The 24,461-nt window shown below is 65.9% G+C and carries 29 protein-coding genes, 2 tRNA genes and 1 other RNA gene; 21 read left to right on the top strand and 11 right to left on the bottom strand.

Features of this window, described 5'->3' with window-relative positions; translation table 11 throughout:
* Nucleotides 1-106: 106 nt before the first annotated feature.
* The 6 genes from ACPGXI_RS12115 (at nucleotide 107) to ACPGXI_RS12090 (ending at nucleotide 2,425) form a co-directional block, all read left to right on the top strand.
* The gene (locus ACPGXI_RS12115) at nucleotides 107-634 is read left to right on the top strand and encodes a tRNA adenosine deaminase-associated protein (protein ID WP_526653143.1); all 528 of its coding nucleotides are present in this window, start codon (nucleotides 107-109) and stop codon (nucleotides 632-634) included.
* Nucleotides 631-1,080 (top strand): nucleoside deaminase, encoded by a 450-nt coding sequence (locus tag ACPGXI_RS12110; RefSeq protein WP_526653141.1) that lies wholly within the window; start codon nucleotides 631-633, stop codon nucleotides 1,078-1,080. Before ACPGXI_RS12115 ends, ACPGXI_RS12110 begins: the two co-directional genes overlap by 4 nt.
* A gap of 121 nt (nucleotides 1,081-1,201) precedes the next feature.
* Nucleotides 1,202-1,292: transfer RNA gene (locus ACPGXI_RS12105), tRNA-Ser, on the top strand.
* A gap of 284 nt (nucleotides 1,293-1,576) precedes the next feature.
* The gene (locus ACPGXI_RS12100) at nucleotides 1,577-1,822 is read left to right on the top strand and encodes an AbrB/MazE/SpoVT family DNA-binding domain-containing protein (RefSeq protein ID WP_526653139.1); all 246 of its coding nucleotides are present in this window, start codon (nucleotides 1,577-1,579) and stop codon (nucleotides 1,820-1,822) included.
* Entirely contained in the window at nucleotides 1,819-2,226 is a 408-nt protein-coding gene (locus ACPGXI_RS12095; protein WP_526653137.1) for a PIN domain-containing protein, read from the top strand. The genes ACPGXI_RS12100 and ACPGXI_RS12095 overlap by 4 nt, the downstream gene beginning before the upstream one ends.
* 31 nt (nucleotides 2,227-2,257) lie before the next feature.
* A complete protein-coding gene (locus ACPGXI_RS12090) occupies nucleotides 2,258-2,425 on the top strand; it encodes a hypothetical protein (protein WP_526653135.1) in 168 nt (55 codons plus the stop codon).
* Between the two features lie 69 nt (nucleotides 2,426-2,494).
* Here ACPGXI_RS12090 and ACPGXI_RS12085 read toward each other — a convergent pair whose 3' ends face one another.
* On the bottom strand, nucleotides 2,495-2,692 hold the full coding sequence (locus tag ACPGXI_RS12085) for a hypothetical protein (RefSeq protein ID WP_526653133.1): 198 nt from the start codon (nucleotides 2,690-2,692) through the stop codon (nucleotides 2,495-2,497).
* A gap of 481 nt (nucleotides 2,693-3,173) precedes the next feature.
* On the opposite strand from ACPGXI_RS12085, the gene ACPGXI_RS12080 reads away from it, so the two are divergent.
* The 5 genes from ACPGXI_RS12080 to ACPGXI_RS12060 all read left to right on the top strand — a co-directional run bounded on the left by ACPGXI_RS12080 (nucleotide 3,174) and on the right by ACPGXI_RS12060 (nucleotide 6,226).
* The gene (locus ACPGXI_RS12080; RefSeq protein ID WP_526653131.1) at nucleotides 3,174-3,599 is read left to right on the top strand and encodes a hypothetical protein; all 426 of its coding nucleotides are present in this window, start codon (nucleotides 3,174-3,176) and stop codon (nucleotides 3,597-3,599) included.
* Nucleotides 3,600-3,854: 255 nt separating this feature from the next.
* Nucleotides 3,855-4,379, top strand: a complete 525-nt coding sequence (locus ACPGXI_RS12075) for a hypothetical protein (RefSeq protein WP_526653129.1) — start codon at nucleotides 3,855-3,857, stop codon at nucleotides 4,377-4,379.
* Between the two features lie 28 nt (nucleotides 4,380-4,407).
* Complete coding sequence (locus ACPGXI_RS12070; protein WP_526653127.1) at nucleotides 4,408-4,971, top strand: RNA polymerase sigma factor; 564 nt, start codon at nucleotides 4,408-4,410, stop codon at nucleotides 4,969-4,971.
* Nucleotides 4,968-5,747: a hypothetical protein gene (locus ACPGXI_RS12065; protein WP_526653125.1), complete on the top strand. Its 780-nt coding sequence runs from the start codon at nucleotides 4,968-4,970 to the stop codon at nucleotides 5,745-5,747. Before ACPGXI_RS12070 ends, ACPGXI_RS12065 begins: the two co-directional genes overlap by 4 nt.
* A 125-nt stretch (nucleotides 5,748-5,872) precedes the next feature.
* The gene (locus ACPGXI_RS12060; protein ID WP_526653123.1) at nucleotides 5,873-6,226 is read left to right on the top strand and encodes a DUF732 domain-containing protein; all 354 of its coding nucleotides are present in this window, start codon (nucleotides 5,873-5,875) and stop codon (nucleotides 6,224-6,226) included.
* Nucleotides 6,227-6,242: 16 nt separating this feature from the next.
* Here the strand turns inward: ACPGXI_RS12060 and ACPGXI_RS12055 are convergent, their stop codons facing one another.
* Nucleotides 6,243-6,704 carry a lipoprotein LpqH gene (locus ACPGXI_RS12055; protein WP_526653121.1) on the bottom strand — a complete coding sequence of 154 codons (462 nt, stop codon included), beginning with the start codon at nucleotides 6,702-6,704 and terminating at the stop codon, nucleotides 6,243-6,245.
* 124 nt (nucleotides 6,705-6,828) lie between these two features.
* Nucleotides 6,829-7,272 carry a lipoprotein LpqH gene (locus tag ACPGXI_RS12050; protein WP_526653119.1) on the bottom strand — a complete coding sequence of 148 codons (444 nt, stop codon included), beginning with the start codon at nucleotides 7,270-7,272 and terminating at the stop codon, nucleotides 6,829-6,831.
* Nucleotides 7,273-7,289: 17 nt separating this feature from the next.
* Between ACPGXI_RS12050 and tgt the strand changes: the two genes are divergently transcribed.
* Both tgt and ACPGXI_RS12040 read left to right on the top strand, forming a co-directional pair.
* Nucleotides 7,290-8,540: a tRNA guanosine(34) transglycosylase Tgt gene (tgt, locus tag ACPGXI_RS12045; RefSeq protein ID WP_526653117.1), complete on the top strand. Its 1,251-nt coding sequence runs from the start codon at nucleotides 7,290-7,292 to the stop codon at nucleotides 8,538-8,540.
* An 83-nt stretch (nucleotides 8,541-8,623) separates the two neighbouring features.
* Nucleotides 8,624-9,886, top strand: coding sequence for a cytochrome P450 (locus ACPGXI_RS12040; protein WP_526653115.1), 1,263 nt, complete (start codon nucleotides 8,624-8,626; stop codon nucleotides 9,884-9,886).
* 6 nt (nucleotides 9,887-9,892) lie between these two features.
* On the opposite strand, the gene ACPGXI_RS12035 is transcribed toward ACPGXI_RS12040, so the two are convergent.
* Together ACPGXI_RS12035 and gluQRS are read right to left on the bottom strand one after the other, a co-directional pair.
* A complete protein-coding gene (locus tag ACPGXI_RS12035) occupies nucleotides 9,893-11,266 on the bottom strand; it encodes a flavin monoamine oxidase family protein (protein ID WP_526653113.1) in 1,374 nt (457 codons plus the stop codon).
* A gap of 77 nt (nucleotides 11,267-11,343) precedes the next feature.
* On the bottom strand, nucleotides 11,344-12,246 hold the full coding sequence (gene gluQRS / locus ACPGXI_RS12030; protein ID WP_526653177.1) for a tRNA glutamyl-Q(34) synthetase GluQRS: 903 nt from the start codon (nucleotides 12,244-12,246) through the stop codon (nucleotides 11,344-11,346).
* A gap of 69 nt (nucleotides 12,247-12,315) precedes the next feature.
* Between gluQRS and ACPGXI_RS12025 the strand changes: the two genes are divergently transcribed.
* Both ACPGXI_RS12025 and ACPGXI_RS12020 read left to right on the top strand, forming a co-directional pair.
* The gene (locus ACPGXI_RS12025; protein WP_526653111.1) at nucleotides 12,316-13,308 is read left to right on the top strand and encodes a phosphotransferase enzyme family protein; all 993 of its coding nucleotides are present in this window, start codon (nucleotides 12,316-12,318) and stop codon (nucleotides 13,306-13,308) included.
* 190 nt (nucleotides 13,309-13,498) lie between these two features.
* Nucleotides 13,499-14,884 (top strand): DUF222 domain-containing protein, encoded by a 1,386-nt coding sequence (locus ACPGXI_RS12020; RefSeq protein ID WP_526653109.1) that lies wholly within the window; start codon nucleotides 13,499-13,501, stop codon nucleotides 14,882-14,884.
* On the opposite strand, the gene ACPGXI_RS12015 is transcribed toward ACPGXI_RS12020, so the two are convergent.
* Nucleotides 14,871-15,947 carry an ATP-dependent DNA ligase gene (locus ACPGXI_RS12015; protein WP_526653107.1) on the bottom strand — a complete coding sequence of 359 codons (1,077 nt, stop codon included), beginning with the start codon at nucleotides 15,945-15,947 and terminating at the stop codon, nucleotides 14,871-14,873. The genes ACPGXI_RS12020 and ACPGXI_RS12015 overlap by 14 nt on opposite strands.
* A gap of 191 nt (nucleotides 15,948-16,138) precedes the next feature.
* Between ACPGXI_RS12015 and ligD the strand changes: the two genes are divergently transcribed.
* Genes ligD through ACPGXI_RS12000 form a run of 3 tightly spaced genes read left to right on the top strand, consistent with a single transcriptional unit; the run spans nucleotide 16,139 to nucleotide 18,539 of the window.
* On the top strand, nucleotides 16,139-17,188 hold the full coding sequence (ligD, locus tag ACPGXI_RS12010; RefSeq protein WP_526653175.1) for a non-homologous end-joining DNA ligase: 1,050 nt from the start codon (nucleotides 16,139-16,141) through the stop codon (nucleotides 17,186-17,188).
* A gap of 17 nt (nucleotides 17,189-17,205) precedes the next feature.
* Nucleotides 17,206-17,781: a hypothetical protein gene (locus tag ACPGXI_RS12005; RefSeq protein WP_526653105.1), complete on the top strand. Its 576-nt coding sequence runs from the start codon at nucleotides 17,206-17,208 to the stop codon at nucleotides 17,779-17,781.
* Nucleotides 17,778-18,539 carry a thioesterase II family protein gene (locus ACPGXI_RS12000; RefSeq protein ID WP_526653103.1) on the top strand — a complete coding sequence of 254 codons (762 nt, stop codon included), beginning with the start codon at nucleotides 17,778-17,780 and terminating at the stop codon, nucleotides 18,537-18,539. The genes ACPGXI_RS12005 and ACPGXI_RS12000 overlap by 4 nt, the downstream gene beginning before the upstream one ends.
* 4 nt (nucleotides 18,540-18,543) lie before the next feature.
* On the opposite strand, the gene ACPGXI_RS11995 is transcribed toward ACPGXI_RS12000, so the two are convergent.
* From ACPGXI_RS11995 to ACPGXI_RS11985, 3 genes are all read right to left on the bottom strand, one after another.
* Nucleotides 18,544-19,569 (bottom strand): S1C family serine protease, encoded by a 1,026-nt coding sequence (locus ACPGXI_RS11995; protein ID WP_526653101.1) that lies wholly within the window; start codon nucleotides 19,567-19,569, stop codon nucleotides 18,544-18,546.
* Nucleotides 19,570-19,778: 209 nt separating this feature from the next.
* Nucleotides 19,779-19,910, bottom strand: coding sequence for a hypothetical protein (locus ACPGXI_RS11990; RefSeq protein ID WP_526653099.1), 132 nt, complete (start codon nucleotides 19,908-19,910; stop codon nucleotides 19,779-19,781).
* 69 nt (nucleotides 19,911-19,979) lie between these two features.
* Nucleotides 19,980-20,065: transfer RNA gene (locus ACPGXI_RS11985), tRNA-Ser, on the bottom strand.
* A 94-nt stretch (nucleotides 20,066-20,159) separates the two neighbouring features.
* On the opposite strand from ACPGXI_RS11985, the gene ffs reads away from it, so the two are divergent.
* The 3 genes from ffs (at nucleotide 20,160) to ACPGXI_RS11970 (ending at nucleotide 23,575) form a co-directional block, all read left to right on the top strand.
* An RNA gene (ffs, locus tag ACPGXI_RS11980) (signal recognition particle sRNA small type) lies at nucleotides 20,160-20,254 on the top strand.
* Between the two features lie 37 nt (nucleotides 20,255-20,291).
* On the top strand, nucleotides 20,292-21,599 hold the full coding sequence (locus ACPGXI_RS11975) for an aspartate aminotransferase type Ic (RefSeq protein ID WP_526653097.1): 1,308 nt from the start codon (nucleotides 20,292-20,294) through the stop codon (nucleotides 21,597-21,599).
* 92 nt (nucleotides 21,600-21,691) lie between these two features.
* Nucleotides 21,692-23,575 carry a DNA polymerase III subunits gamma/tau gene (locus tag ACPGXI_RS11970; RefSeq protein ID WP_526653095.1) on the top strand — a complete coding sequence of 628 codons (1,884 nt, stop codon included), beginning with the start codon at nucleotides 21,692-21,694 and terminating at the stop codon, nucleotides 23,573-23,575.
* 25 nt (nucleotides 23,576-23,600) lie between these two features.
* On the opposite strand, the gene ACPGXI_RS11965 is transcribed toward ACPGXI_RS11970, so the two are convergent.
* Together ACPGXI_RS11965 and ACPGXI_RS11960 are read right to left on the bottom strand one after the other, a co-directional pair.
* Nucleotides 23,601-23,978: a hypothetical protein gene (locus ACPGXI_RS11965; protein ID WP_526653093.1), complete on the bottom strand. Its 378-nt coding sequence runs from the start codon at nucleotides 23,976-23,978 to the stop codon at nucleotides 23,601-23,603.
* 130 nt (nucleotides 23,979-24,108) lie between these two features.
* Nucleotides 24,109-24,461, bottom strand: a 353-nt coding sequence (locus ACPGXI_RS11960) for a class I SAM-dependent methyltransferase (RefSeq protein ID WP_526653091.1), incomplete at its 5' end; no start/stop codon positions are given.

The following is a 24,461-nucleotide window of genomic DNA, read 5'->3' as shown; positions in this document are numbered from 1 at the left end:
GTTGGCACACCTGTGCACCCCCTTCATGTGGGGCGGTGGCGTGGAGGCTGCCTGGAGGCGCGGAGTCGCTGGTCAAGGCCCTGATGGGGGACTACCGTGAACCCTCATGGGACCGCAGAGTGCGAAGCCGAAGAAGCGGGCCGAGGATGTGCCCGACGGCTTCGGCGTGGCCGTCGTCCGGGAAGACGGCAACTGGCAGTGCGCCGCACTGCGGACCGCGGCCTTGGCGAGCCTGACGGCTGCCGAGAACGAGTTGCGTGAACTACGCAGCGCCGGAGCAGTTTTCGGTCTCTTGGACATTGACGATGAGTTCTTCGTGATCGTGCGGCCAGCCCCGTCGGGAACCCGGCTATTTCTCTCCGATGCCACCGCGGCGCTGGACTACGACATCGCCGCCGAGGTGCTGGAGAAGCTCGACGCCGACATCGAAGACGACGATCTCGACGGCGCGGATCCGTTCGAGGAGGGTGATCTCGGCGTGCTGTCGGACCTCGGGTTGTCCGAAGCGGTGCTGGGCGTGATCCTCGATGACAGCGACGACGACCTGTACCCCGACGAGCAGGTGAGCCGGATCGCCAGGGAGATGGGTTTCGCCGACGAACTGGCGGCGGTGCTCAAGCGCCTGGGCCGGTGAGTGACGAAGAGCTGATCCGGGTCGCGCTGGACGCGGCTCGTGCCGCAGGGCCTCGGGATGTGCCGATCGGCGCGGTCGTGCTCGCTGAGGACGGGACCGAGTTGGCTCGCGCGGCCAACGCCCGTGAAGAGCTCGGCGACCCGACCGCGCACGCTGAGATCCTGGCGTTGCGGGCGGCCGCCGACGCGCTGGGCGACGGCTGGCGGTTGGAGGGGGCCACGCTCGTGGTGACGGTGGAGCCCTGCACGATGTGCGCGGGCGCGCTGGTCATGGCCCGGGTGGCGCGGGTGGTATTCGGGGCCTGGGAGCCCAAGACCGGTGCGGTTGGATCACTGTGGGACGTGGTGCGCGACCGGCGACTCACTCACCGGCCCCAGGTGCGCGGGGGAGTGCTGGCGCAGGAGTGCGCCGGCCTGCTGGAGGAGTTCTTCGCCCGACAGCGATGACGGTGGTCGCCCGGTGAGCGCTCACGGTTGCGATTTGAGACCACCAGCGACCCTCGGCTCACTCTCGCCGCTTGGCGGCAGCGGTTTGGGCGCAGACCTGCTCGTCGGTAAGCTGCCACACGGTGGCGTGTCCGAGCGGCCTAAGGAGCACGCCTCGAAAGCGTGTGACGGGTAACCCCCGTCCGAGGGTTCAAATCCCTCCGCCACCGCCAAGCGTTTTCTCCTATTCGCGCAGTTCAGATGCGCTTCGGTCGCGTTCGGGTCGACTCGGTGAGCACAAGCCGCGAATACCGATCTGCAACGGATGCTTGGCTACAGCAACCCCCGCTGTTCGTCGGTGCGGTCCACGGGATACACCTGCGACGCCCTCTCGGCGATATCGGGTATGGGCCCGACCCTCCGAATGACGCTGATGCATCCACCCGATCGGATGGGTGGGTGTCTCGGGGCTGGAACGGTTGTCCCGCACTTGCCTGACCGATGGTATCGTCAAACCATGTTGGCAACCATTGATGCGGGGGGCCGAGTGGTTGTTCCTAAAGAAGTTCGCGAGCGCCTCGGATTGCGCCCCGGCAGCCGGATCGTGTTGAGGGAGGTTGAGGGACGCCTCGAGATCTCGCCGGCGACGACTCCGGTGCGGCTCGTGGATCACGAGGGCGCTCTGGTTGCGGTTGCCGACACCGATCTGCCCGTCCTTACTGCTGAACGGGTCCGCGATGTGGTGGACGCGACTCGGCGGTGACCGCGCTCGACACCAGCGTCGTCATTGCGGCCTTCGCGCCCTGGCATGAGGCGCATGCGGCGGCTGGTCGGGCTGTCACACCCGAGGCGGTCCTCCCAGCACATGTGGTGACGGAAACCTTCGCCGTCCTCACGCGCATGCCCGAGCCGTTCCGGATGGATGCCGCGACAGTGGCTGCGTATCTCGTCCGCCAATGGGGCGGACGCGTCATCGCCCCGGACGCCCAAGTTTATGAATCATTGACGGCAACTGCCGCGGCGGCCGGCGTGTTGGGGGGCGCCACCTATGACGCCCTCGTCGGGCTCACCGCTCACAGCTTCGGACATGAGCTGTTGTCGCTCGATCTCAGGGCTGGACGCACTTACAGATCTCTTGGGATCGCCTACCGGCTGCTCGCTCAGTAGTGCGGCCAAGGGTACTGCTGCCGCGACGTGGGTGTCGCTGGCGGGCAACGTCGCGCACGCCTGGCTCAGCGTCCCGTTGGGCACCCGGTGGCTCGCCTCATGCGTCGCCGCAGTGCCGCCGACGGCGTTGTTGCTATCGGTTCACGGTTTGGCAGTGCTGGCCAAGGTAACTGCGCCGGTGTTGTCTACCGCGCTGTAGTCACCGCGACCGGAGCTCTGGCCCTGGGTGCGTTCACCCTGTCATTCGTGGCGCTACGAGACCTCGCGATCATCCGGGCAAACCTGCACGTAAAGCGCGTACCGCACCCTCTAAAGCGACTCGCAGCCTGAGCGCAGGCGCGACGGCAGCGCCGGTGAGGCGCAACGTGGTGAGCGCGAGCACCGCGTCCTCGGTGACGGTGAACCGCGACGCCGAGAGGCCGTCGCAGCTCGGGCTCTCGAAGTTGTCGCAGCTGCGGATGTACATGTCTAGATGATGAGTCCGTGCGGTCCCTGCAATCTGAAGGTCGTGGCGGCAGTGGTTCAGACCGCGACTTAGGCGGAATAACGCGAGTCGGCCGGCTTGGGCAGCCCACTTCCCCGGAACTGCAGCGGACCTACCCGGATGGGACGCGCGAGCGCTGCACCCTGCCGATCCAGGCCAGCCGCGCTCTGATGACCACGGTTCGTCTTTGCAGCACCTGGCGAACGCATGAAGACCCGCGGGATCGTGAGAACGGCGCAGTTGCAGGAAAAACTACGCTTTCATTACCGGCCTGTCTGGTGGTTCCGCAAAGTGTCCGCGTGCTGTGCACACCCGGCCCGCAACGGGGCTACGACTTCCCCGTACCGGTCGATGGCAGAATCCCGTTCCTGGGCTAAGGTTTGCGGACCCGGACAGGTTCACGGTCACTGCCGGGTCAGCTGGGCTGGGCAAGACCGATCTGGGTGGACCGAAAGGAAGAAACATGCGTGTTGTCGCGTTCGCGCCGTCGCTGAGCGCGGTGTCGCAGGAAACCGGTGGGGTAGCTGCTGAGGGTTTCCCGATGACCAGCTGCTACGTCGATAGCTTCCCCGCCCAAGTCACCGTCCCCATCGTCGTCTCGGTATGCGCAGCCGGGGGCAGCGACTACAACCCGCGCATGTTCATCGTGGCCACCTCACCCGAGAATGAACGGGTCGGCGCTCTGGAGTTTGCGTGGCAGTGGCCCGACAATCCGCCCGTCGCGGTGAAGTTCCGTGTCTTCGCCCAACACCTGCCCATCAGGGTGGCCGCAGCGGGGGTTTACACCCTGGGCCTCTACGACAGCCTCGAGGCGACCAAATCCGAGCATCTGTTTCCGCTACCCGTGCTGCGCCGCAACCCGCTGACCACACCCCTACCGAGGTCTTGAGTCCACTCACCCCGGGATGGCCGCACCAACCCGGGGTTTGAGTCGACGCTGAATTGGTCCATCGCGGTCCCTGGCGCGGCCAGCACCTCGCGAAGCACGTCGAGGACAACCGCGCTCACCTATTCAGGTCCGAACCAGTGCCCGATCGCCACATCGTCTCGGCGCTCGATCAGCGTGCAATCAAAAGGTGCAATCAGAAGGGAACCGCCGGCGTCCTCATCTAGTGAAGGCAACTACCTTGGAGGGTGAGACACCATGACGATTACATCCACGCAAGCCGGCGATGCTCTGTCCCCGCGCCTGCTGCGAGGTGCTCTCGCGGGCCTGGTCGCGGGCTTGCTGTTCATCCTGGCAACCATGTGGCTGGCATCGGCAGACGGCAAACCCGCCGACATGCCCCTGCGAATGATCTCGACGGTCCTCAAGGGTGACGCCGCAATGGCAGATGGCACCACCAGCGTGGGGTTGGGCTGGGCTACGCATCTCGTGCTGTCGGCGATCTTCGGTGTCGTGTTTGCACTGGTCACGCCCCTGCTGAAGACGAACGGCACCGCGGCAATCGTCGGAACCGTCTACGGCTTGCTGCTCTACGTGGTGAACTTCCTGGTCCTGGCGCCGCTGGTGTTCACCACATTCCAAAAAGCCAACCAGCCGTTCGAGCTCGTCGTCCATGTCGTATTCGGCACGCTGATAGGGCTCGCCTTCTTCTCCAGTGGGCCGCGCAGTTCGGAACCGCTGCTGGCGATCGGCAAGACGAGCCGTGAGACTGTCGGGGTTTGACCCACGGATCGGACAGGTGAGCGTAGAGGTGACATCACCGAGCGAGTCATTCGCCGCCACGGTGTTGCCGGGCGTCGATGTCGTACACAACCTGGCGCGTCGCCTCACCCGCAGCCGTGTTGATTCTGAGGACCTGCTCCAAGAGACGCTGGAACGCGCCTGGATCGCGTGGCGCCGAGGTGTGCGACCGGATTCGTTGAACGCATGGCTGTCGACGATATGTCTCAACGTCGCCCGCGATCGGGCCCGGCAGAGTAGTCGGCGCCCCGAGGTGAGCTGGCGGGAGGATCTCGACCCGGCAGGCGCTGTGGACGTGGAGGATCTCGCCATCCGGCGGGTTCAACTCGGCATGATCGAGCGGGCCCTGTGGACTCTGTCGGAAAATCAACGCGTGGCCATCACGTTGATGGACATCTGTGGACTGACCGCCGAGGAAACTGCGCAGACGACAGGTTGTGCACGGGGAACGGTGCTGGCCAGAGTGCATCGCGGGCGGAAGGCACTCGCGCGGGCGGTCAGCGACCTCGCTGCGCGCCCGGGTCCGCCTCGCAACGAGCATTCGGATCTACATGACGGAGGTGAGCACCGATGACCGACACCGACCACGACTCGGCAGGCATCGTCGCGCAGTTTCTCGCCGACGGTCTCGCGCCAGGGGACCGCCGCAGCGTGGAGGCACACATGCTGGGCTGCGATACCTGTTGGGCGGAGATGATCACGGCGCGGGCCGGCCGTACGCTCGCCGAGTCCCTGCGAGAGCCGGCGCCACAATCGGCCAGGGAGACGTTGCGGTCCATCGCCGCAGATCCGCTGCCAGAACCCGTTGCGGACCCGGTGCGAGAATGGCCCGCCACGCCGCGGCGCCGGCCGGTGCGGTGGCTCCAATCAGGTTTCGGCGGTGGTCGGCAGGTCGCCGCTGCCGCGTTGGTCGCCGTCGTCGTCGCCGCTCTGACCGGAGTCGTGTCACTCCTGTCTGCTCAGCCACCAGAAGCCAACCCGCTGCAGGCGGCGGCCGCGGAGTATCAGGTCCCGCCTGGCAACCCCGCCGATCGGGGCGAGCGACCTCCGGCCGAGCGGATCGGTGACCTCGTCTGGACCGAAACGACGCACAAGGCGATCGGGAGTCAACAGGCAACGCTATATCGCTACGCCGGTCCCCAGGGTCATCGACTGGTGCTGATCAGCTCGACGGAGAGCTTTCCCCGCGCGGGGAACGCACAGGCTGTTGGCTCCGGTCCGGAGTGGATGGCCGATATCGACGGTGCGACCGTGTTGTGCGCGGACAGCCACGGCCTGTCCTGGCTGGTGGTTGCTGGGTCCGAAGACGAAGCACTTGCCGCCGGAGACGCTGTCGGACTGCCCGTCTGAGGCCTCCATCCCCAACCCGCCGGGCGGGAATTCACGCCTTTTGTTGGGGACTTCACGCGTTTTTTCGGAGGCTTGGATCGGACATTCGCCACCTGTTCGCGCGGCAACGCGTATCGTCTCATTTCATGAAGTCGCTGGTACGCATGTTGTCGGTGGGATTGATGTCCGGCGTGATGTCGGTAGGCGGCCTGGTCGGAGCCCAGACCGCCAGCGCCGACGACTTGGGTTACCTGGTCAACATCTTCCAGGTACGAGGCATCAACTTCCCGGACCCGGGAGCAGCGGTCGCCTACGGCCAGACCATCTGTATGCGGGTGGCGGGCAACATGGGCTACGCCGAGCTGATGAACCAGGTGAAGGCCGAAGTCGGCATCGACGATTTCCTGGCCGGCTACCTGATCAGCCAGGCCGCCGAAGAACTCTGTCCGGAGCAGATCTGGCAGTTGCGGGACTCGGCCGCCGGCTACACACCCGCCTGATGCCCGCCTGCCCGCGCTACGGGCAGGAAACCTCGATCTTGAAGGGCTTGTTCGCTGGCTGCAGCGGATTGGCCAGATCAACGCCCGTCGCAGTTCCGGAGATCTTGTACTTGCTGCCATCTTTCTCGGCCTTGGCGTCGCCATCGCCGGCGCCCTGCTGGTAGCCGAGTGTGATTCCGTTGACATTGCCCAGCGCGACGGACTGCACGGCAGGATCGTCACCGGTGCCGACCACCACGGCAATACCGGTTGTCGCATCGCCGATCGTGATGTTGGTGGTACCGCCCATCTCCGAGCAGACGACCGTGCCGCCGACCTCTTGGTCCTCGCCGTCGATCGTCACGGTGGCCATACCGTCCGACTCAGCGACCGCGGTGGTGGGTCCCGATGTGTCGGACTTGTCGTCCGAGGAACAGCCCGCCAGACCGGCCACGACGATCGCTGCGCCGCCCACGACGACGGTGATTCCGTGCTTCATCCGGGTTCTCCTTTGTTGCTACGGGCTCGTCGGAGCGACGAACCGTCTCCAGCAGTATGGTCGGCAGCCCGTGTGAGGATGTCGTGATTTCCCAAAGCTTGCAGCACGCGGTGGGTCTGGCCGGTCAGCAGGAGACCTTCAGCTGAAACGAGCCCGGCACGCGGAAGCTGGGCTCGGCGGTCTCGAAGCCTTCGGCTGTGCCGTTGAGGTCGAAGGTCCGGCCGATCATAGCTACGTTCGCCTCACCGCCCAGCCCGGAGTTGTAGCTCCCGGTGAAACCGCCCAGGTCCTGGATGCGGACGATCCTGACGACTTGTGCGTCCTCGGCCATGATCATGGCGAACACACCGGACTCCCGGTTGCCGGTTTCGATCGTGGTCAACGGACCCACGGTGCTGCACTGCACCGACTGGGTGGTGCCGGCGTCCTGTCCGTTGACTGTCATCTGCGCGGTCCCCGCGGTGACCGCGCCGGGCGGCGGGTCGTACTCCGCAGGTTGCGACGAGCATCCGGCGACGGTGAGGGTGGCCGCGGCGGCGAGCGCGCTGAGGGCCCATCGTGTCTTCACAGTGCAGAATCTACGACGTGAGCGCCCCGTTTTTCAGCATTCCGAGCTTTCGCGTCGAAGCCGAACTCCCCAGACGTCGTGGTCGGTCCGGCGTATTCAGAACTCCGCACGGCGATATTCACACGCCGGCCTTTATCCCGGTCGGCACCCAGGCCACCGTGAAGGCGGTGCTGCCCGAGGCGATGAGCGAGCTCGGCGCCCAAGCGGTCCTGGCGAACGCCTACCACTTGTACCTGCAGCCGGGCCCGGACATCGTTGCCGAAGCCGGCGGTCTGGGCGCATTTATGAACTGGTCAGGGCCCACCTATACCGACAGCGGGGGGTTCCAAGTCCTCTCGCTGGGCGCCGGTTTCCGCAAGGTGCTGGCGATGGACGCCGACCGCGTCCAAGCTGATGACATCATCGCCGAGGGCAAGGAAAGACTCGCCCACGTCGACGACGACGGCGTCACCTTCCGGTCGCACCTGGACGGATCGACCCACCGGTTCACGCCCGAGGTGTCTATCGGCATCCAGCACCAACTCGGCGCCGACATCATCTTCGCTTTTGACGAGCTGACCACGCTGGTCAACACTCGCGGCTACCAGGAGAGCTCGGTGCAACGCACACATGACTGGGCGGTGCGGTGCCTGGCCGAGCACCGCCGGTTGTCGGGGCTGAGCTCCGAAAAGCCACCGCAGGCCCTATTCGGGGTGGTTCAGGGTGCGCAGTACGAGGATCTGCGCCGCCACGCCGCCCGCGGGCTGCGGACCATCGGCGATGCGCCGGGGGCGGCGGAGGGCCTGAGCTTTGATGGCTACGGAATCGGGGGTGCGCTGGAGAAACAGAATCTGGCGACCATCGTCGGCTGGGTGTGCAGTGAGTTACCCGACGAGAAGCCGCGTCATCTGCTGGGTATCAGCGAACCCGACGACTTGTTCGCAGCTGTCGAGGCGGGTGCCGACACGTTCGACTGCGTGTCGCCGTCCCGGGTCGCCCGCAATGCGGCGGTCTACTCGGCGCACGGCCGGTACAACATCACCGGCGCGCGCTACCGCCGCGACTTCACGCCGCTCGACGCCGAGTGTGACTGCTACACCTGCGCGCACTACACCCGTGCATACGTGCGCCATCTGTTCAAGGCCAAAGAGCATCTGGCCGCCACCCTGTGCACGATCCACAACGAGCACTTCATCGTCAGGTTGGTCGACGACATCCGGGATTCGATCGGGGCGGGTCGGTTCGACGAGCTGCGCGCGCACGTGCTGGGTCGCTACTACTCAACCTAGATTCCGACCAAGATTTCCTCGTCGATCGCGGCTGTTCCCCGCGACGAGATCGTGGTCCGGCTCGACGCGTGCACAATAAGATCATGACGACCTCCGCGGAACCGCAGTCGCTGCTCCTGCAGATACTCGATCCTGCTCACCGTGCTGATCCGTATCCGCTCTACAGCCAGATCCGGGAGCAGGGCGCGGTGCACATGCCCGAAAGCAACCTCGCGGTGTTCTCGTCGTTCGCCGACTGCGACGAGGTGCTGCGCCACCCCTCCTCGTCGAGCGACCGGTTGAAGTCCACCGTCGCTCAGCGGATGATCGCCGACGGCGCCCAGCCGCGCCCCTTCGGGCCGCCCGGGTTCTTGTTCCTGGATCCGCCGGATCACACCAGGTTGCGCCGGCTGGTCAGCAAGGCTTTCGTTCCGAAGGTGGTCAAGGCGCTCGAGCCTGAGATCGTGAGGTTGGTCGACAGGCTGCTGGATTCGGCCGACAGCACCTCGGAGCCCTTCGATGCGATCTCTGGGCTGGCGTATCCGCTGCCGGTCGCGGTGATCTGTCGCCTCCTGGGCGTCCCGCTGTCCGACGAGCCGGAGTTCAGCGCTGCCTCTTCGCTGCTGGCGCAGTCGCTGGACCCCTTTGTTTCGGTGACGGGGTCGGCCGGCGACGGCTCCGAGGAGCGTCTGCAGGCGGGTCTGTGGCTGCGCGAATACTTGCGTGACCTGATCGCCGTGCGCCGACGGAACCCCGGTGATGACCTGATGTCGGGGCTGATTCACGTCGAGGAGTCCGGCGACCAGCTCACGGAGGAGGAAATCGTCGCGACGTGCAACCTGCTGCTGATTGCCGGGCACGAGACGACGGTCAACTTGATCGCCAACGCGATCCTCGCGCTGCTGCGCGATCGGACGCAGTGGGCGGCCTTGTCCACCGACCCGGCCAGGGTGGCCGCGGTGGTCGAGGAGACGATGCGTTATGACCCGCCCGTGCAGCTGATCGGCAGGATCGCGGGTGAGGACATGAGCATCGGGAACGTGGCCGCCGGGCTGGAGCGAAGCGACCGGGGGAGTGTCACAGTCCCCAAGGGCGACAACATGCTCCTCCTCTTGGCTGCCGCGCACCGCGACCCCGAGGTCTTCGAACAACCGGACAGATTCGATCCGAGTCGGCCGGCGATTCGACACCTCGGATTCGGCAAAGGGCCGCACTTCTGTATCGGCGCCCCGCTGGCCCGGCTGGAAGCCAGTGTCGCACTCACTGCGGTCACGTCCCGGTTCCCCGACGCCGCCCTTGCCGGCGAGCCAGAGTACAAGCAGAACGTCACCCTGCGCGGCATGTCAGTGCTTCCTATGTCGCTGTGAGACAGGTTATTCGAGGAGCTCAGCGATAACGGCCTGGGCGGCACGTTCGCCCGCCTCCACAGCGCCCTCCATATAAGCGCTCCAGTAGGTGGCAGTATCGGTCGAGGCCCAGTGGATCGCATCGATGGGCGCTGACAGCGCAGGGCCGTAGGCGGTCCACACCAACGGACCCATGTTTGCGTTGTAACAGCCCCGGGTCCACTGCCGATCCGACCACTCGCCGTCGACGTAGAACTCCGGACGGGCGGCCTTGTCGCCGAAATGCCGCACCAACTCTGCTGTCATGGCCGCCCGCCGCTCGTCCTGAGGCATCCGCCCGTAGGTGCGGGCCTGCGTACCCTCCAGGAACAGCAGGATGACCCCATGGTCGGCGCCGGGCACGCAGGTGTCGTTGGACATTCTTGCCGGACCCACGTCGGAGATGAGTTGACCGTTGAGTCCGTCTGCGCGCCAGAATGGTTCGTCGTAGATGAAGAACGCTTTCATCGACGATGCGTTGGGCACCCGTTGGGTGAGTTGATCGCGGACGCCCGGGAGCGGAGGGTCGTACATGATCCGGCCGGCCAGCGTCGGGGAGACGGCGACGATGACGCGACGCGCGCCGGCTACCAGCCCGCCACGGCAGTGCACAGTGACGGCGTCTGCGCTGTGCTCGATCAGTTGCACGGGGCTGTCGAGCACGATGTGGTCGGCGACCAACGCTGCCAGCCGTTTCGGGATCTCACCGGTGCCGCCGGTGAACCGGGTTGTTTGTGCACCGCCCTCGGATTCGGCGAACAGTTCGGCAGTGACGCCGCAGGTCTGGATAGTGAACAACAGATGCAGGAACGACACCTCGACGGTTGGTACCGCGAGAATTCCGACGGTGCAGATCTCCAGCAGGGTGCGGGCGACCGGTGCCAGGCCCTGGGCGTCGTACCAGGCACCGGCGGTGAGGGCATCCCATTCGGCGGCCCGGTGCGCCAGCCAGGGCGCCTCGGGCGGAACCTCGGCCGCCAGTTCGTCGAGAACGCGGAACACGCGCTCCAGATCACCCAGTTCGTCGTGGAACAGGGTATGAAATTCGTTCTCGCGCAGCACACCTGAGCCGACAAGATCGTAGGATGTCTCACCTTCGTCGTACTGCGGGTAAGTCTGCACTCCGAGTTCGGCGGCCAGCGAGAACATCCGGTGGTGGGTGTCGCCGATCCACTGGGCGCCGAGTTCGACCGGCAGACCCGGCAGTACTTCTTCGGTGAGAATGCGTCCGCCGACGCGCTCGTCAGCTTCCAGGATCAGCGGTGTCAGGCCCGCCCCGAGCAACGTGCGGGCGGCGATAAGCCCCGACAGTCCGGCGCCGACGACGACGACGTCGGCCTCGTGACGGCGTGGAATTGCCATGATCGACACTGTCTCACGACCCGTTCACCGGGGGTAGGGAATGCGCTGTGCAGGAAATATGTGAGGCCCAATGCTGCTTAGTGGGGCCGGTATACCCACGGCGCCCGCGGGATTCGGCTCGGATCAAACTCGGCGAGCATCCCCTCGGGCGTGTTCGACGTGAAGCCCAGCGATTCCGCGATCTGCCTGAGCGCGTTACCCACACCGATCTCGGCGAGCGTCACCGCGCCGTCGCGCTTGGCCAGCCGCGCGCCGTCTTCGTTGAGAACCAGCGGTACATGGGCGTAGGTCGGCTCCGGGTGGCCGAGCAGGCTCAACAGATATGCCTGCCGTGGCGACGAGGACAGCAGATCGTCGCCACGCACGACCTGGTCGACTCCGGCGGCGGCGTCATCGACGACCACGGCGAGGTTGTAGGCGGGCACACCGTCGCCGCGTCGCACCACGAAATCGTCCACCAGGCCGGTGTATTCACCGTGCAGCAGGTCATGAACTGTGTGCTCGGCGGCCCCGCGGCCCTCGCCGCGCTTGGTGCGCAGCCGAAGTGCCGGGGCGCGTTCGGTTTCCTTCCTACGGGTTTCGCGTTGGTTCTGGGAGAGGTCGCGGCAGGTTCCGGGATAGGCCCCTTCGGGACCGTGTGGAGCTCGCGGCGCCGCGGCGATGTCCTTTCGCGTGCAATAACATTCGTAGAGCAGTCCGCGGTCGGCGAGAGTCTCGACTGCGGCATCGTAACGTCTTGTGTGTTCGGTTTGCGCGGTGACGGGCCCGTCCCACGACAGGCCCAGCGCCGCGAGGTCTTCGAGTTGTCGGTCGGCTATCTCGGCGTGGGTGCGATCATCGAGATCCTCGACGCGCATCAGGAAGCGACGTCCGCTGGCGCGGGCGAACAGCCAGGCCAACAAGGCGGTGCGCAGGTTGCCTAGGTGCAGATCCGCCGATGGGCTCGGCGCGAATCTGCCTGCTCCCGTCACATCCGTCAGGTTAATCGGCGAGGGCACCGGGGTGCCCGCAGTCTGCTGTGTCTCGGGTCCTGCTACAGACTTGTGGGGATGCCCGGAATGCCGCCCGATCACCAAAGCTACGTTCGTGCTGCGCTGCCCGCTTACGGCCGTAGCCCGGATTCGGCGCTGCGCCTGCTCAGCGTGTCGGAGAACGCGATCTACCTGGTGGCCGACGGCGAGCCGATGGTGCTTCGCGCGCATCGCCCCGGATACCATTCGCTGGACGCTATCCGTTCCGAGCTCAGCTGGATGGCGGCGCTGCGCGCCGACACGGTGGTGGCCACACCGGAGCCGATTCCTGCCGCCGACGGACGGGACGTTGTGGCCGCCCGGGTCGGGGGCAACACGCTGCACGTCGACGCCGTGACGTTCATTGAGGGCTGCACCGGTGAGGACAATCCGGAGGCAGTCGGTTTTGACGAGTTGGGCAGGCTCAGCGCGCACATGCACGACCACATCGCGCGGTGGAACGCACCGAGCTACTTCACCCGGTTCCGCTGGGATGTGGAGGCGATCTTGGGACCATCCGCGCGGTGGGGGAATTGGCGGGAGGGGCCCGGGCTGAGTGCCGAGGGCTTGGCCGTCGTAGAGCGCGCGGCGGCGGCCGTGTCGGCCCGGTTGACGGAATTCGGTCAGCAGCCCGACCGGTTCGGGCTGGTCCACGCCGATCTGCGGATGGCCAACCTGATCATCGCCCCCGGCGGTCTCGGGGGTATCACTGTGATCGATTTCGATGACTGCGGCTGGTCCTGGCACCTGGCCGATCTCGGGGCGGTGGTTTCGTTCATCGAGGACGCTCCCGAAGCTGAACGGATGATCGGCGACTGGCTGCGCGGGTATCGCGAAGTGCGCGACATCCCCGGCGACCACCTCGGCATGATTCCGACCTTCGTGATGCTGCGTCGGCTGATGCTGACCGCCTGGGTGGCTTCGCACGCCGACGCTGACGCGGCGGTCACTGTCACCGGCGGCTTCGCGACGGGCACGGTTGAGTTGGCCCGGCGGTACCTCAGCGACGCGGCCTGGCTGCGCTACGAGTAGGGCAGCCAGGCCGCAGGGCGAACCGAAGCGTGCGCGAAGGTATGGAACCGAACTGTCGGGCGGAGAACTGTCGGGCGGAGAACTGAATAGTTGAGCTCAGGGTTATCCCCAAGTCGGAATTCATCCACAGTGTTGCCTGCCCGCGCGATCCAGCATTCGAAATAGCACAAATGTTCGATAGCTTGAGTTCATGGGTCGGTTCGTCACAGGTGAGACAGCGCGGCAGCGGTTTGCTGCGTTGCTGGATCAAGTCGATGCCGCCTACCGGGAGATGGCTGACCTGTCCAGCGACGAGGTCGGCAATGGGTATCGCGTCGAGATGGCTGAGCGGCTGGAAACCCAGGAACGCGTCAATCGCGGGTTGATGTATCGGGTATTCGGCCAGATCGCCGACCCGCCTGATGAGGCCGCGATGGTTCCGGACATGATCCAGCGCCTGTGTGCGCGGCTCCGCGTTCCGCCGCGCGAGATCAGGCGCCGGTTCAAGCTGGCCGCCCGGATCCGGCCCCGTCGCCAGCTGTCCGGACCGCCGCTACCCGCGCAGTTGCCCGCTGTCGCCGCGGCGGTGCAATCCGGCTCGATCGGTGAGGATCACCTCAAGGCAATCATCAAGACACTTGACCTTCTGCCGTCCTGCACTTCGGACACCGACCGCGTCGAGGTGCAGTCCAGCCTGGTCGGCGCGGCCGCCAAGAACGACGCCGACATCGTCACTGCCCTCGGTCGGCGTATCGACGATATTTTCAACCCCGATGGCCATTACGACGAAAGCGACCGGGCCCGGCGCCGAGGCTTGTCCCTGAGTAAGCAACGCAGCGACGGGATGTCACGGCTGAACGGCTGGGTGGACCCCGAAACCCGTTGTTACATCGAAGCGGTCACCGCCGCTGTCCGGCCCGGCCGCCACCTGCCTGACGGCACCGTGGAGGAGGCCCGCGACGAGCGCAGCATGGCGCAGCGCTGCCACGATGGCATCAAACTGGGCTTGAAGGCGGGGATCGCTTCGGGCGAGATGGGGTCTCATCGCGGGCATCCGGTCACCGTGATCGTGCGCACCACGTTGGGCGAGCTGAACCAGGCTGCCCACTCGGTCGCGGACACCGGGGTGTCGATGCCCCCGCCAGCGCGCACCGGCGGCGATAGTGCGCTTCCGATGCGTGACCTGGTCCGGATGTCTGCCGACGCGATCCACTACTTGGCGGTGTTCGACGAACACACGGAGCGCCCGTTGTACCTGGGCCGCCAGACCCGCATCGCCACCACCGACCAACGGATGATCTGCTACGCGCGCGATGGCGGCTGCACCAGGCCTGAGTGTCTGACGCCGGGGTATCAGTGCGAAGTGCACCACAGTCCTGACTGGAATCCTGGCGGCCGAACCGACGCCGACGCGCTGTTCTTCGCCTGTGGACCCGACCACAAACTCCTCACCACGGGTCATTTGAGTGCCGCGGTGACCGACGCCGGGCGTCTGGCCTGGACCGACGGCGAGTCGCCACCGCGGATCAACAACGCCCACCACCCCGATGAACTTCTGCGCGGCCACCCCGACCCACCCAAAACTAGGTGCGGCTGAGGCCTGGGATTATGTCGCCAAGGTCGAAGGCCACAGGTCGCTCTAGCTGGTCGTATGTGCAAGAGTGGGGATCACGGTCAGGGCGCCAGCGGTTGAACTGTGCCGTGTGGCGGAACCTCTCACCTTCCATGTGGTCATAGCGCACCTCGATCACCCGGTCGGGCCGCAGCGGCACGAACGACAGATCCTTGCCGGCGTTCCAGCGGGAGCCACCCCGGTAGCTGCGTCCATCGTCCGGATTGGCCGCGACCTGGGCCGACCAGTTCCACGGGTGGCCCTCCAATGTCGTGACCCAGGCTTGCAACTCAGCAAACATGCGCTTGCGGGTGGTCATCGGGAACGCGCCGATCACGCCCACGGGTGCCAGCGTGCCGTCGTCCTTGTAAAGCCCCAACAGCAGTGACCCGATCGCTTCGTCGCCGGACTTGTGAAGCCGGTAGCCGGCCACCACGCAGTCCGCCGTTCGAGCATGCTTGATCTTGAACATGGATCGCTTACCCGGTAGGTAACGTCCGTCGAGCGGTTTGGCGATCACCCCGTCGAGCCCCGCGCCCTCGAACTCTTCGAACCAGCGCTGCGCGATATCGGCTTCGGTAGTCGCGGGCGTGAGGTGGAACCGAGGACCCGATCCGCCCAGCACCTCAACCAGTGCAGCACGCCGTTCTCCGAAGGGGTCGGCCGTGTAGTCATGGTCGTCGAGCGCGAGCAGATCGAAGGCGATGAATGCCGCCGGGGTCTGTTCGGCGAGCTTCCGCACCCGCGTCGCCGCCGGATGCAAGCGCAGCTGCAGGGCCTCGAAATCCAGTCCTGAGCCGGCAGCGATGACGATTTCGCCGTCGACCACGCAGCGTGCGGGCAACTCGACGCGAGCCGCCTCCGCGAGTTCTGGAAAGTACCGTGTCATCGGCCGTTGGTTACGGCTACCCAGTTCCACCTCGTCGCCGTCGCGGAACACGATCGATCGGAAACCGTCCCACTTCGGTTCGTAGGACGCTCCCGGCGGGATCGCCGGTACTGCCTTGGCGAGCATCGGAGAGACCGGCGGCATGACGGGAAGCTGCACGCCACCATCCTCGCCTCTATCAGCCCTGGCGGGTTCGTGGGGTGGTCGGGGGACAGGTGCAGTAGTCCAGTGCAGGAGTATGGAAACCATGGACGTCCCTGTGCAGCCATCGCCGCAGCCCATGCGGGCGAAGGCAAAGACCAAGGTGCCGACCGATCTCGATGATTTCCACCGCCCACTCGGGTGCTGACATGGCCGGCACTGCAACCGAACTCGATGTCGACGGCGTCACGGTCAGGCTCACCAATCCCGACAAGCCGTACTTCCCCGACCTCGGTGACTCGGGCACCAAGGGCAAGCTTGTCGACTACTACCTGTCTGTCGCGGACCGGATGGTGGCTCTGCTCCGCGACCGGCCGGTGCATCTGCAGCGTTTCCCCGACGGTATCGACGGTGAGGAGATTTACCAGAAGCGGGTTCCGCGCAAGCACCCCGATTATCTCAAAACCTGCACCGTCACATTCCCTTCAGGTCGCACAGCCGACGCGCTGAAGATCACGCACCCGTCGGCGATCATCTGGGCCGCACAGATGGGCACGGTGACGCTGCACCCCTGGCAGGTGCGTTGTCCGGACACCGAGTATCCCGACCAACTGCGCATCGACCTCGACCCGCAGCCCGGTACAGGCTTCAGGGAAGCCGTAGAGGTCGCTGGTGACGTGCTCAAGCCAGTGCTCGATGAACTCGGGCTGATCGGCTATCCAAAGACTTCAGGAGGTCGCGGGGTGCACGTCTTCCTGCCGATCAGAGCGGACTGGGACTTCATCGCGGTGCGCCGGGCGGGAATCGCGCTGGCTCGCGAGGTCGAGCGGCGTGCGCCGGACGAGGTGACGACGAACTGGTGGAAGGAGGAAAGGGGCAGGCGGGTCTTTCTGGATTACAACCAGAACGCCCGCGACCGTACCTTCGCCTCGGCCTACTCGGCACGAAAGACCCGAATCGCCACGGTGTCGACTCCGCTGACCTGGGCCGAACTTCGCGACGCGGATCCCGACGACTACACGATCAAGACGGTTCCGGGTTTCCTAGCCGGAAGGCCAGATCCGTGGGCCGGCATCGAGACGGCCTGCCAATCGATCGAACCGCTGCTCGAAATGGTGGCTGCCGACGAGGGCCGCGGCCTCTCAGACCTGCCGTATCCACCCAGCTACCCCAAAATGCCCGGTGAGCCGCCGCGCGTGCAGCCCAGTAAAAAGGTCAGCGCGCATTGGGACGAACACGGTAACCGCGTCGCTGACTAGACGGCTACCCTGCTCTGGTGTCCTTCCGAAAGCTGCTCGCGATCATCGGGATCGTCGGGATGGTGGTGAGTGGTCTCGGCGTCGCATCACTGGTGATCTTCAGCGACCCTACGGAGCAAGAGTCGGCGGCTCCCCGTCGCACACCGCCCAAACCGCCGCCCCCGTCGGTCCCGACTGCCGAGGAGTTCCTGGTCGGGGTCAACGTCACCGCGCAGGAGTGCGATTCTGCCGACGTGTGCCTCTACACCTACACAATTGACCCAAAATACGTTGGGCTGCATGCTTTTCCGGAGGAGCCATTCACCGTCGAATATGAGGTCACGGGCGGTTTTGAGGCCCAGCCGGGTGCATTCACCGTCACAGGTGAGAGCGCCCAGATCCTCATAGACGTCATAGTGGAGGGGCCGCCAGGGGCGGTTCTGGAGGCCACTGTGCTTCGGACATTCGAGTCGCCGCCACCGCCGCCGGAACCGGAAACGCCGCCGGGACCGGAAACGCCGCCGGGACCGGAGCCGTCACCGGGGCCGGAGCCGTCACCGGGGCCGGAGCCGTCACCGGGGCCGGAAACGCCGCCGGAACCGGAAACGCCGTGACGCAGCCACTGTCTGACCGCAGCCGCTGGATCCGCAACTTCCGGCCCGCGCCCGCCGCCCGCATGCGCCTGGTGTGTTTCCCCCATGCGGGTGGTTCAGCCAGCTATTTCTTTCCACTGTCGACAGCCTTGTCGCCTGAGTTCGACGTGCACACTGTGCAGTACCCAGGGCATCAGGATCGCTACAGTGAGCCCTTCGTCGACAACATCGAGGACATGGCCGACGAGGCTTTCGCTGCGCTGGAACCGCTGGGTGAGGCACCGGTGGCGCTGTTCGGCCACAGTATGGGTGCGGTGCTGGCCTTTGAAGTCGCCCGCAGGTTGGAGAGGTCAGCTGGGCGCGGTTCGGCTGTGGTGTTCGTTTCCGGGTCGCGGGCACCCAGTCGCTATGCCCCCGAGCGCGAAGCCACCGAGGATTCTGACCTCATCGGCGTGATGCGCGACCTCGGCGGTACCGATCCGCGGGTGCTGAACGACCCGGACATGCTGGCCACGTTCCTGCCCGCGTTCGGCAATGACTACCGGGCTCTGCAGCGATACCACCGCGGCACCGGGGTCGGAATCAGCGCTCCCATCGTCGTGATGACGGCGACTGACGACCCGAAGACCAGCGTGGCCGACGCCAGCGCGTGGCTTGAACACACGTCCGGCGGCGGCGAAGTGCACACCTTCGAGGGCGGCCATTTCTATCTCGAGAAGCAGCCGCAAAAAGTCATCGAGGTGATCGCGGGGAAGCTGCGGGCGTCCGAATACAGCTAGAAAGTCAGTTGGCACCAGGCGTCAGCGCCGCCTTGCCGGTACGCACCTGACCGGTGGCGTCGATCCAGGCAAGGTCGAGCACATCGCCCGGGTAGTGTCTGTCGAGCACCGACGTCAGGGTGTTCGACGAGTCCAGCGTGACGCCGTCGAGAACGATGAGGATGTCGCCGTCCATCAACCCCGCGAGGTCGGCGGGACCGCCGCGCATCACTTCGTGGATGTACACCCCCGGTTCGTCCCTCGGACTGGTGCGCACGCCGACACCGAGCAGTACCGGTGGACCGATGTGCACGGTATCGGAAGGGATTCCGGCCCGTATCTGGTTTGCCACCCCCATCGCGTCATTGATCGGGATCGCAAAGCCCTTACCCCCGGGGCCCATTCGGAAATTCACCGAAGCGGCGGTCGTGACCCCAACCACCTGACCGGCTCCGTTGACCAAGGGGCCACCGGAGTCGCCGGCGCGCACCGGCGCGGCGAACTCGATGAGGCCGTTCAGCTCATCGGTGGTGCCGGTCAGTAGGTCCTCGGCGTTGACCGTTCGCCCGAAGCCCGTCACCGTGCCGACCTCCCTGGTGAGGGCGGCGTCGCTGCCCATGGCGTTGCCGAACGCAACGACCGGCTCACCCGGGATCAGCGTGTTCGAGTCCCCGATGGCGGCTGCCGGTAGACCAACGGCGCCGAGCAACTGGATGAGCGCGATGTCGCGTCCGCGGTCATAGCCCACCAGGTTCGCCGGATAGGACCGGCCCCCGAGTGTTCCGGTGATGCGGTCAGCGCCCTGCACGACGTGGAAGTTGGTCAGGACCTGCCCGCCCTGATCCAAGACGATGCCGGTACCCAGTCCGACAACCCCCTGGTAGTCGACTGCGGTGTCGATGCGCACCACCGCCGGTTCCGCCTGTGCCGCCGTTGTGAGGACATCCTCTGGTGAGGCAGCCGCGGGGGCGATCGGGGCAACGACCGCCAGGATCGCCAGGATCGCGGCCAGCACGAACGGCAGGCGTCGAGGCGACGGAAACAGGTCCATAGCTGTCAATAGTGACCGGCTTGCGGGCTGCTGTCGACGTCTTGCCGTCGGCTCAGCGCTGGACGGCGACGCCGCCATGGGTCCGCCGGTGCCCGACCAGCACCTTCCTCGTGCTGGTGGGGCGGCGGTTCTGGAGTGTGGCATGGAAGCGTTCAGTGTCGTTGCTCTCGCTGTTCTCCGAGGTCTGCGGTGTGGTTTCGGTATTGGTATTAGGTCTCAGCGGCCGGAACGGCGTTATCCTCGGGGCCCTCCATGGCTGCGGCGCCCCGGGGGCCGTCTGACGATTCGGTGACCGGTGCGGAGTCTTGGATCTCCTTCGACTCCGCGATGGTTCGCCCCATACCCCTCCTCGACCCCTGGCCCGGGGTGTGACCGACTGTCGGCCAGCCGGTCACGCCCCGCGCCAATTGCGGAGGATGCGGGATTTGAACCCGCGAGGGCTATTAACCCAACCCGCGTTCCAGGCGAGCGCCATAGGCCACTAGGCGAATCCTCCGTCGGCCATGGTAGCCGACCCGCCTGGTGACCCCATGAATCCACGTGGTGGTCGCGCGGCGGCAGCTGAGCGGGGCCCGAGTACTACACTTCCCGGTGGACCCCGCGCGGCGTCCATCCTGTGAACTCCCCCAGGGCCGGAAGGCAGCAAGGGTCAATGGGCTCTGGCGGGTGCGCGGGGTCCCCTGAACCTTTCAGAATCCAGGTACGACGGTGAAAGGCGCGCGGTGTCGTTTCAGTCGCTGGGCCGTGACGGTCTGTTGGCGCAGCACGAAATGCAGCGGCGCAACTACGCCGATTTGCAGGCCAAGGCGCTTCATCTGGACCTGACACGGGGGAAGCCGTCAGCCGAGCAACTCGATCTGTCCAACCGGCTGCTCGAGCTGCCCGGAACTGGACCTGACGCCTTCCGTGACGGGACGGGCACCGATACTCGCAATTACGGCGGTCTGCACGGTCTCCCGGAACTGCGGGCGATCTTCGGCGAGTTACTCGGTATTCCGGTGCCCAATCTGATTGCCGGCAACAACGCCAGCCTGGAGTTGATGCACAACGTCGTGGTGTTTTCGCTGCTGTACGGCGGCGTCGACTCGCCGCGTCCCTGGATCCAGGACATCCAGGGCGGCGCCGGTATCAAATTCCTGTGCCCCTCGCCGGGTTACGATCGCCACTTCGCGATGACCGAGAGTCTGGGCATCGAGATGATCAGGGTGCCGATGTCCGAGGACGGCCCGGACGTCGACCTGATCGAAGAACTCGTCGCGGTGGATCCGGCGATCAAGGGCATTTGGTGTGTTCCGGTGTACTCGAATCCGACCGGCACCATCTATTCCTGGGAGGTGGTCCGCCGGTTGGTTCAAATGGAGACTGCGGCGATCGACTTCCGGATCCTGTGGGACAACGCCTACCCCGTGCATACGCTCACCCACGATTTCGTTCGGCAGGTCGACATTCTGGGCCTCGCAGACGCCGCCAATCACCCCAACCGGCCGATCGTCTTCAGTTCGACGTCAAAGATCACCTTCGCCGGGGCGGGAATCAGTTTCCTGGGGGGATCGCTGGGAAACGTCGCCTGGTATCTGCAGCATGCCGCCAAGAAGTCGATTGGCCCGGACAAGCTGAATCAACTACGTCACCTGCGCTTCTTCGGTGACGCCGATGGGGTCCGCCTGCACATGCAGCGGCACCGGGACATATTGGCCCCGAAGTTCGCGTTGGTGCTGGACATCCTCGAGGATCGGTTGGGTGACGCCAAGATCGCATCCTGGAACGAACCCAAGGGCGGCTACTTCGTCAGCATGGACGTCCTGCCCGGAACTGCCAAGCGGACGGTGGCCCTGGCCAAGGACGCAGGTATCGCGGTAACCGAGGCCGGGGCAGCATTCCCGTACCGGAGAGACCCGGCGGACGAGAACATCCGGATAGCTCCGACATTCCCCAGCATGCCCGAGTTGCGCGAGGCGATCGATGGACTCGCGACGTGCGCTCTGCTGTCGGCCACCGAGTTGCTGCTGTCAGCACCGGCTGAGGAGTAGCCGGACCGGCGGGCCGGTAGGTCGGTCCCCGTTGTCGGCCTGGCTGGTCCGCTGGCGCGTCGAGCGTCGGACCGACTGGGTAGCCTGCTTGGGTGGCTCTCTATCGTAAGTACCGACCGGCGACGTTGGCTGAAGTCGTCGGTCAGGAACACGTCACCGAGCCGCTGTCGATTGCGCTGAACTCCGGTCGCATCAACCACGCCTATCTGTTCTCCGGTCCGCGCGGCTGCGGAAAGACATCGTCGGCGCGCATCATGGCGCGCTCGCTGAACTGCGTGCAGGGACCCACAGCGTCCCCGTGCGGCGTCTGCGATTCCTGCGTGGCGTTGGCACCCAACGGGCCCGGCAACGTCGATGTCGTCGAGCTCGACGCGGCCAGCCATGGCGGCGTGGACGATACCCGCGAACTGCGCGACCGGGCGTTCTATGCGCCCGCCCAGTCGAGGTACCGCATCTTCATAGTCGACGAGGCCCACATGGTCAGCACCGCGGGTTTCAACGCGCTGCTCAAGATCGTCGAAGAGCCACCCGAGCATCTGATCTTCGTGTTCGCCACCACCGAGCCGGAGAAAGTGCTGCCCACCATAAGGTCGCGTACTCACCATTACCCGTTCCGTCTGCTGGCACCCCGGACGATGCGCACGTTGATCGAGAAGATCATCGCGGCGGAGAAAGTGGACGTCGACGACGCAGTATTCCCGCTGGTGATCCGTGCAGGTGGCGGTTCGCCCCGGGACACCTTGAGCGTGCTGGATCAGCTGCTGGCCGGCTCTGAAACTGGTCCGGAGGGAAGCCACGTCGCCTACCAGCGTGCGCTGGCTCTGTTGGGTGCAACTGACGTGGCCCTCATCGATGGTGCCATCGACGCGCTGGCCGCCGGTGACGCCGCGGCGTTGTTCGGCGCGGTGGAGGGCGTGATCGACGCCGGCCACGACCCGCGTCGGTTTGCCACCGATCTGTTGGAACGGTTCCGGGATCTGATCCTGCTCCAGGCTGTGCCTGACGCGGTCGCGAAAGGTGTCGTCGACGGTCCACAAGACGTGTTGGACCGGATGCGCGACCAGTCGGCCCGCTTCGGGACGGCCACGCTGACGCGCTACGCCGAGGTGGTGCATGCCGGGCTGGGTGAGATGCGCGGAGCGACCGCGCCGCGGCTGCTGCTGGAGGTGGTGTGCGCCAGGCTGTTACTGCCGTCGGCAAGCGACACGGAAGCCGCCCTGCTGCAGCGAGTGGAGCGTATCGAGACGCGGCTGGAGATGTCGATTCCGACCAGTGACGGCGGCGCAGCCAGCCCAGCCGTCCCCACCCCGCCCAAGCAGTACGTCCGGAAGGCGACAGCAGCCCCCAAACCCGCGTCGAAAGTCGAACCGGCCCCGACGCCCAGGGGTGCTCCGCCACCGCAGGCACCGCCGGCCTCGCCATCTCCGCCCGCGGCGGCTGCGGCGCCGCCAGCTCCGGCAGCTCGACCCGCCGCGCCCGCGGCGGCTAAACCTACGCCTGCGGTGCCTGCGGAGGCCCCGGCACCCGCGGGTCAACCCGACGCCGCCGCGGTGCGCAGCATGTGGACGACGGTGCGGGAGAAGGTCCGTGAACGCAGTCGCACCACCGAAGTGATGCTCGCGGGTGCGCTCGTGCGCAGCATCGAGGGCGACACCCTGGTCCTCAGCCACGAATCAGCGCCGTTGGCTAAGCGATTGACCGAACAGCGCAACGCGGACGTCATCCGGGAAGCGCTGAAGGATGCGCTCGGCGTGAACTGGAAGATCCGGTGTGAGACCGGCACGGCGCAGCTGCCGTCGGCGCCAGCCGCGGAACCGCAGAAGGTCCCCGCCGAGCCGCAGCCGACGCACGACGACGTGGAGAGCATGCTGGCCGAGGCCGGCAACGTCGACCCCCAGGTACCGCGCCGCGATCCCGAGGAGGCCGCGCTGGAACTACTGCAGAGCGAACTCGGGGCACGCCGCATCGACGGCTGAATTCGGCGCGGGGATCGCCCCGGGTTCAGTCGGTCTTCTTCTCCCGAAGCACCAGGGCCGGCAATATCATCGTTGCTGCAGCGGTGAACAGCCAGACCACCACGGTGGCTCCGATCCATGATCCGATACCGCTGATGGTCAGCCCGTTAGACAGCAGCGATGCCACCAGCAGGGCGACGAAGGTCGACACCAGCCCGATGCCACCCAGAAAGGCCGATGCGTACCGGCTGGCGATCTTGAGGAAGGACGGCGCCAGGATCGCCTGGGCAACTGTGAAGATCACCACCGCCGCGACGAAACCCCACGGGGAAACCGACACGCCCGGCACTAGCAAGTCGGCGGCGAGCAACCCGATCGCCGAGGATCCGAGGAAGACAGCGACGCGCAGCAGGAAGCGGATCACTTGGGTGATCCTACGCCGTTGGTCGGACTCCTCAACGCGGCTCGTGCCTCGCCGCTTGATCGTCGTCCGACTACGCCGTTGGTCGGGCTCCTCAACGCGGCTCGTGCCTCGCCGCTTGATCGTCGTCCGACTAGGCGGTCCACCAAGGCCGCAATGGCAACCCGCCATCATCGCCATGCTCGTCGAGTTTGACGGCGAGTACCTGGTGCAGCTGAATCGAGTTCTGTTCGAAGCCGACCCGGGAAGCCGCCATGTACAGCCCCCACACCTTGGCAGTCGGCAGACCCACCTCCGCGACCGCGTCGTCCCAGTGTTCGACGAGGTTGCGAGACCAGTCGCGCAGCGTCAGCGCGTAGTGGTGGCGCAGATTCTCCTCGTGCAGGACCTCCAGCTGGGCATTCTGTACCTCCGTGACGATGCGTCCGGAGCCGGTGAGCTCCCCGTCGGGGAACACGTATCGGTCAATGAAACCTCCGGCGTTCG

The organism is Mycobacterium sp., from assembly GCF_049608025.1.
Taxonomy (GTDB): domain Bacteria; phylum Actinomycetota; class Actinomycetes; order Mycobacteriales; family Mycobacteriaceae; genus Mycobacterium.
This window is presented reverse-complemented; position numbering and strand designations above follow the sequence as displayed.

Bases quoted from the DNA above. Each gene is read 5' to 3' on its own strand.
- ACPGXI_RS12100 (WP_526653139.1), top strand. From the start codon at position 1,577: ATGTTGGCAACCATTGATGCGGGGGGCCGAGTGGTTGTTCCTAAAGAA.
- ACPGXI_RS11995 (WP_526653101.1), bottom strand. From the start codon at position 19,569: ATGGACCTGTTTCCGTCGCCTCGACGCCTGCCGTTCGTGCTGGCCGCG.
- ACPGXI_RS12065 (WP_526653125.1), top strand. From the start codon at position 4,968: ATGACCGACACCGACCACGACTCGGCAGGCATCGTCGCGCAGTTTCTC.
- ACPGXI_RS12080 (WP_526653131.1), top strand. From the start codon at position 3,174: ATGCGTGTTGTCGCGTTCGCGCCGTCGCTGAGCGCGGTGTCGCAGGAA.
- ACPGXI_RS12075 (WP_526653129.1), top strand. From the start codon at position 3,855: ATGACGATTACATCCACGCAAGCCGGCGATGCTCTGTCCCCGCGCCTG.
- ACPGXI_RS12055 (WP_526653121.1), bottom strand. From the start codon at position 6,704: ATGAAGCACGGAATCACCGTCGTCGTGGGCGGCGCAGCGATCGTCGTG.
- ACPGXI_RS12020 (WP_526653109.1), top strand. From the start codon at position 13,499: ATGGGTCGGTTCGTCACAGGTGAGACAGCGCGGCAGCGGTTTGCTGCG.
- ACPGXI_RS12085 (WP_526653133.1), bottom strand. From the start codon at position 2,692: ATGTACATCCGCAGCTGCGACAACTTCGAGAGCCCGAGCTGCGACGGC.
- ACPGXI_RS12060 (WP_526653123.1), top strand. From the start codon at position 5,873: ATGAAGTCGCTGGTACGCATGTTGTCGGTGGGATTGATGTCCGGCGTG.
- ACPGXI_RS12115 (WP_526653143.1), top strand. From the start codon at position 107: ATGGGACCGCAGAGTGCGAAGCCGAAGAAGCGGGCCGAGGATGTGCCC.
- ACPGXI_RS12040 (WP_526653115.1), top strand. From the start codon at position 8,624: ATGACGACCTCCGCGGAACCGCAGTCGCTGCTCCTGCAGATACTCGAT.
- ACPGXI_RS12025 (WP_526653111.1), top strand. From the start codon at position 12,316: ATGCCCGGAATGCCGCCCGATCACCAAAGCTACGTTCGTGCTGCGCTG.
- ACPGXI_RS12035 (WP_526653113.1), bottom strand. From the start codon at position 11,266: ATGGCAATTCCACGCCGTCACGAGGCCGACGTCGTCGTCGTCGGCGCC.
- ligD (WP_526653175.1), top strand. From the start codon at position 16,139: ATGGCCGGCACTGCAACCGAACTCGATGTCGACGGCGTCACGGTCAGG.
- ACPGXI_RS11990 (WP_526653099.1), bottom strand. From the start codon at position 19,910: ATGGGGCGAACCATCGCGGAGTCGAAGGAGATCCAAGACTCCGCACCG.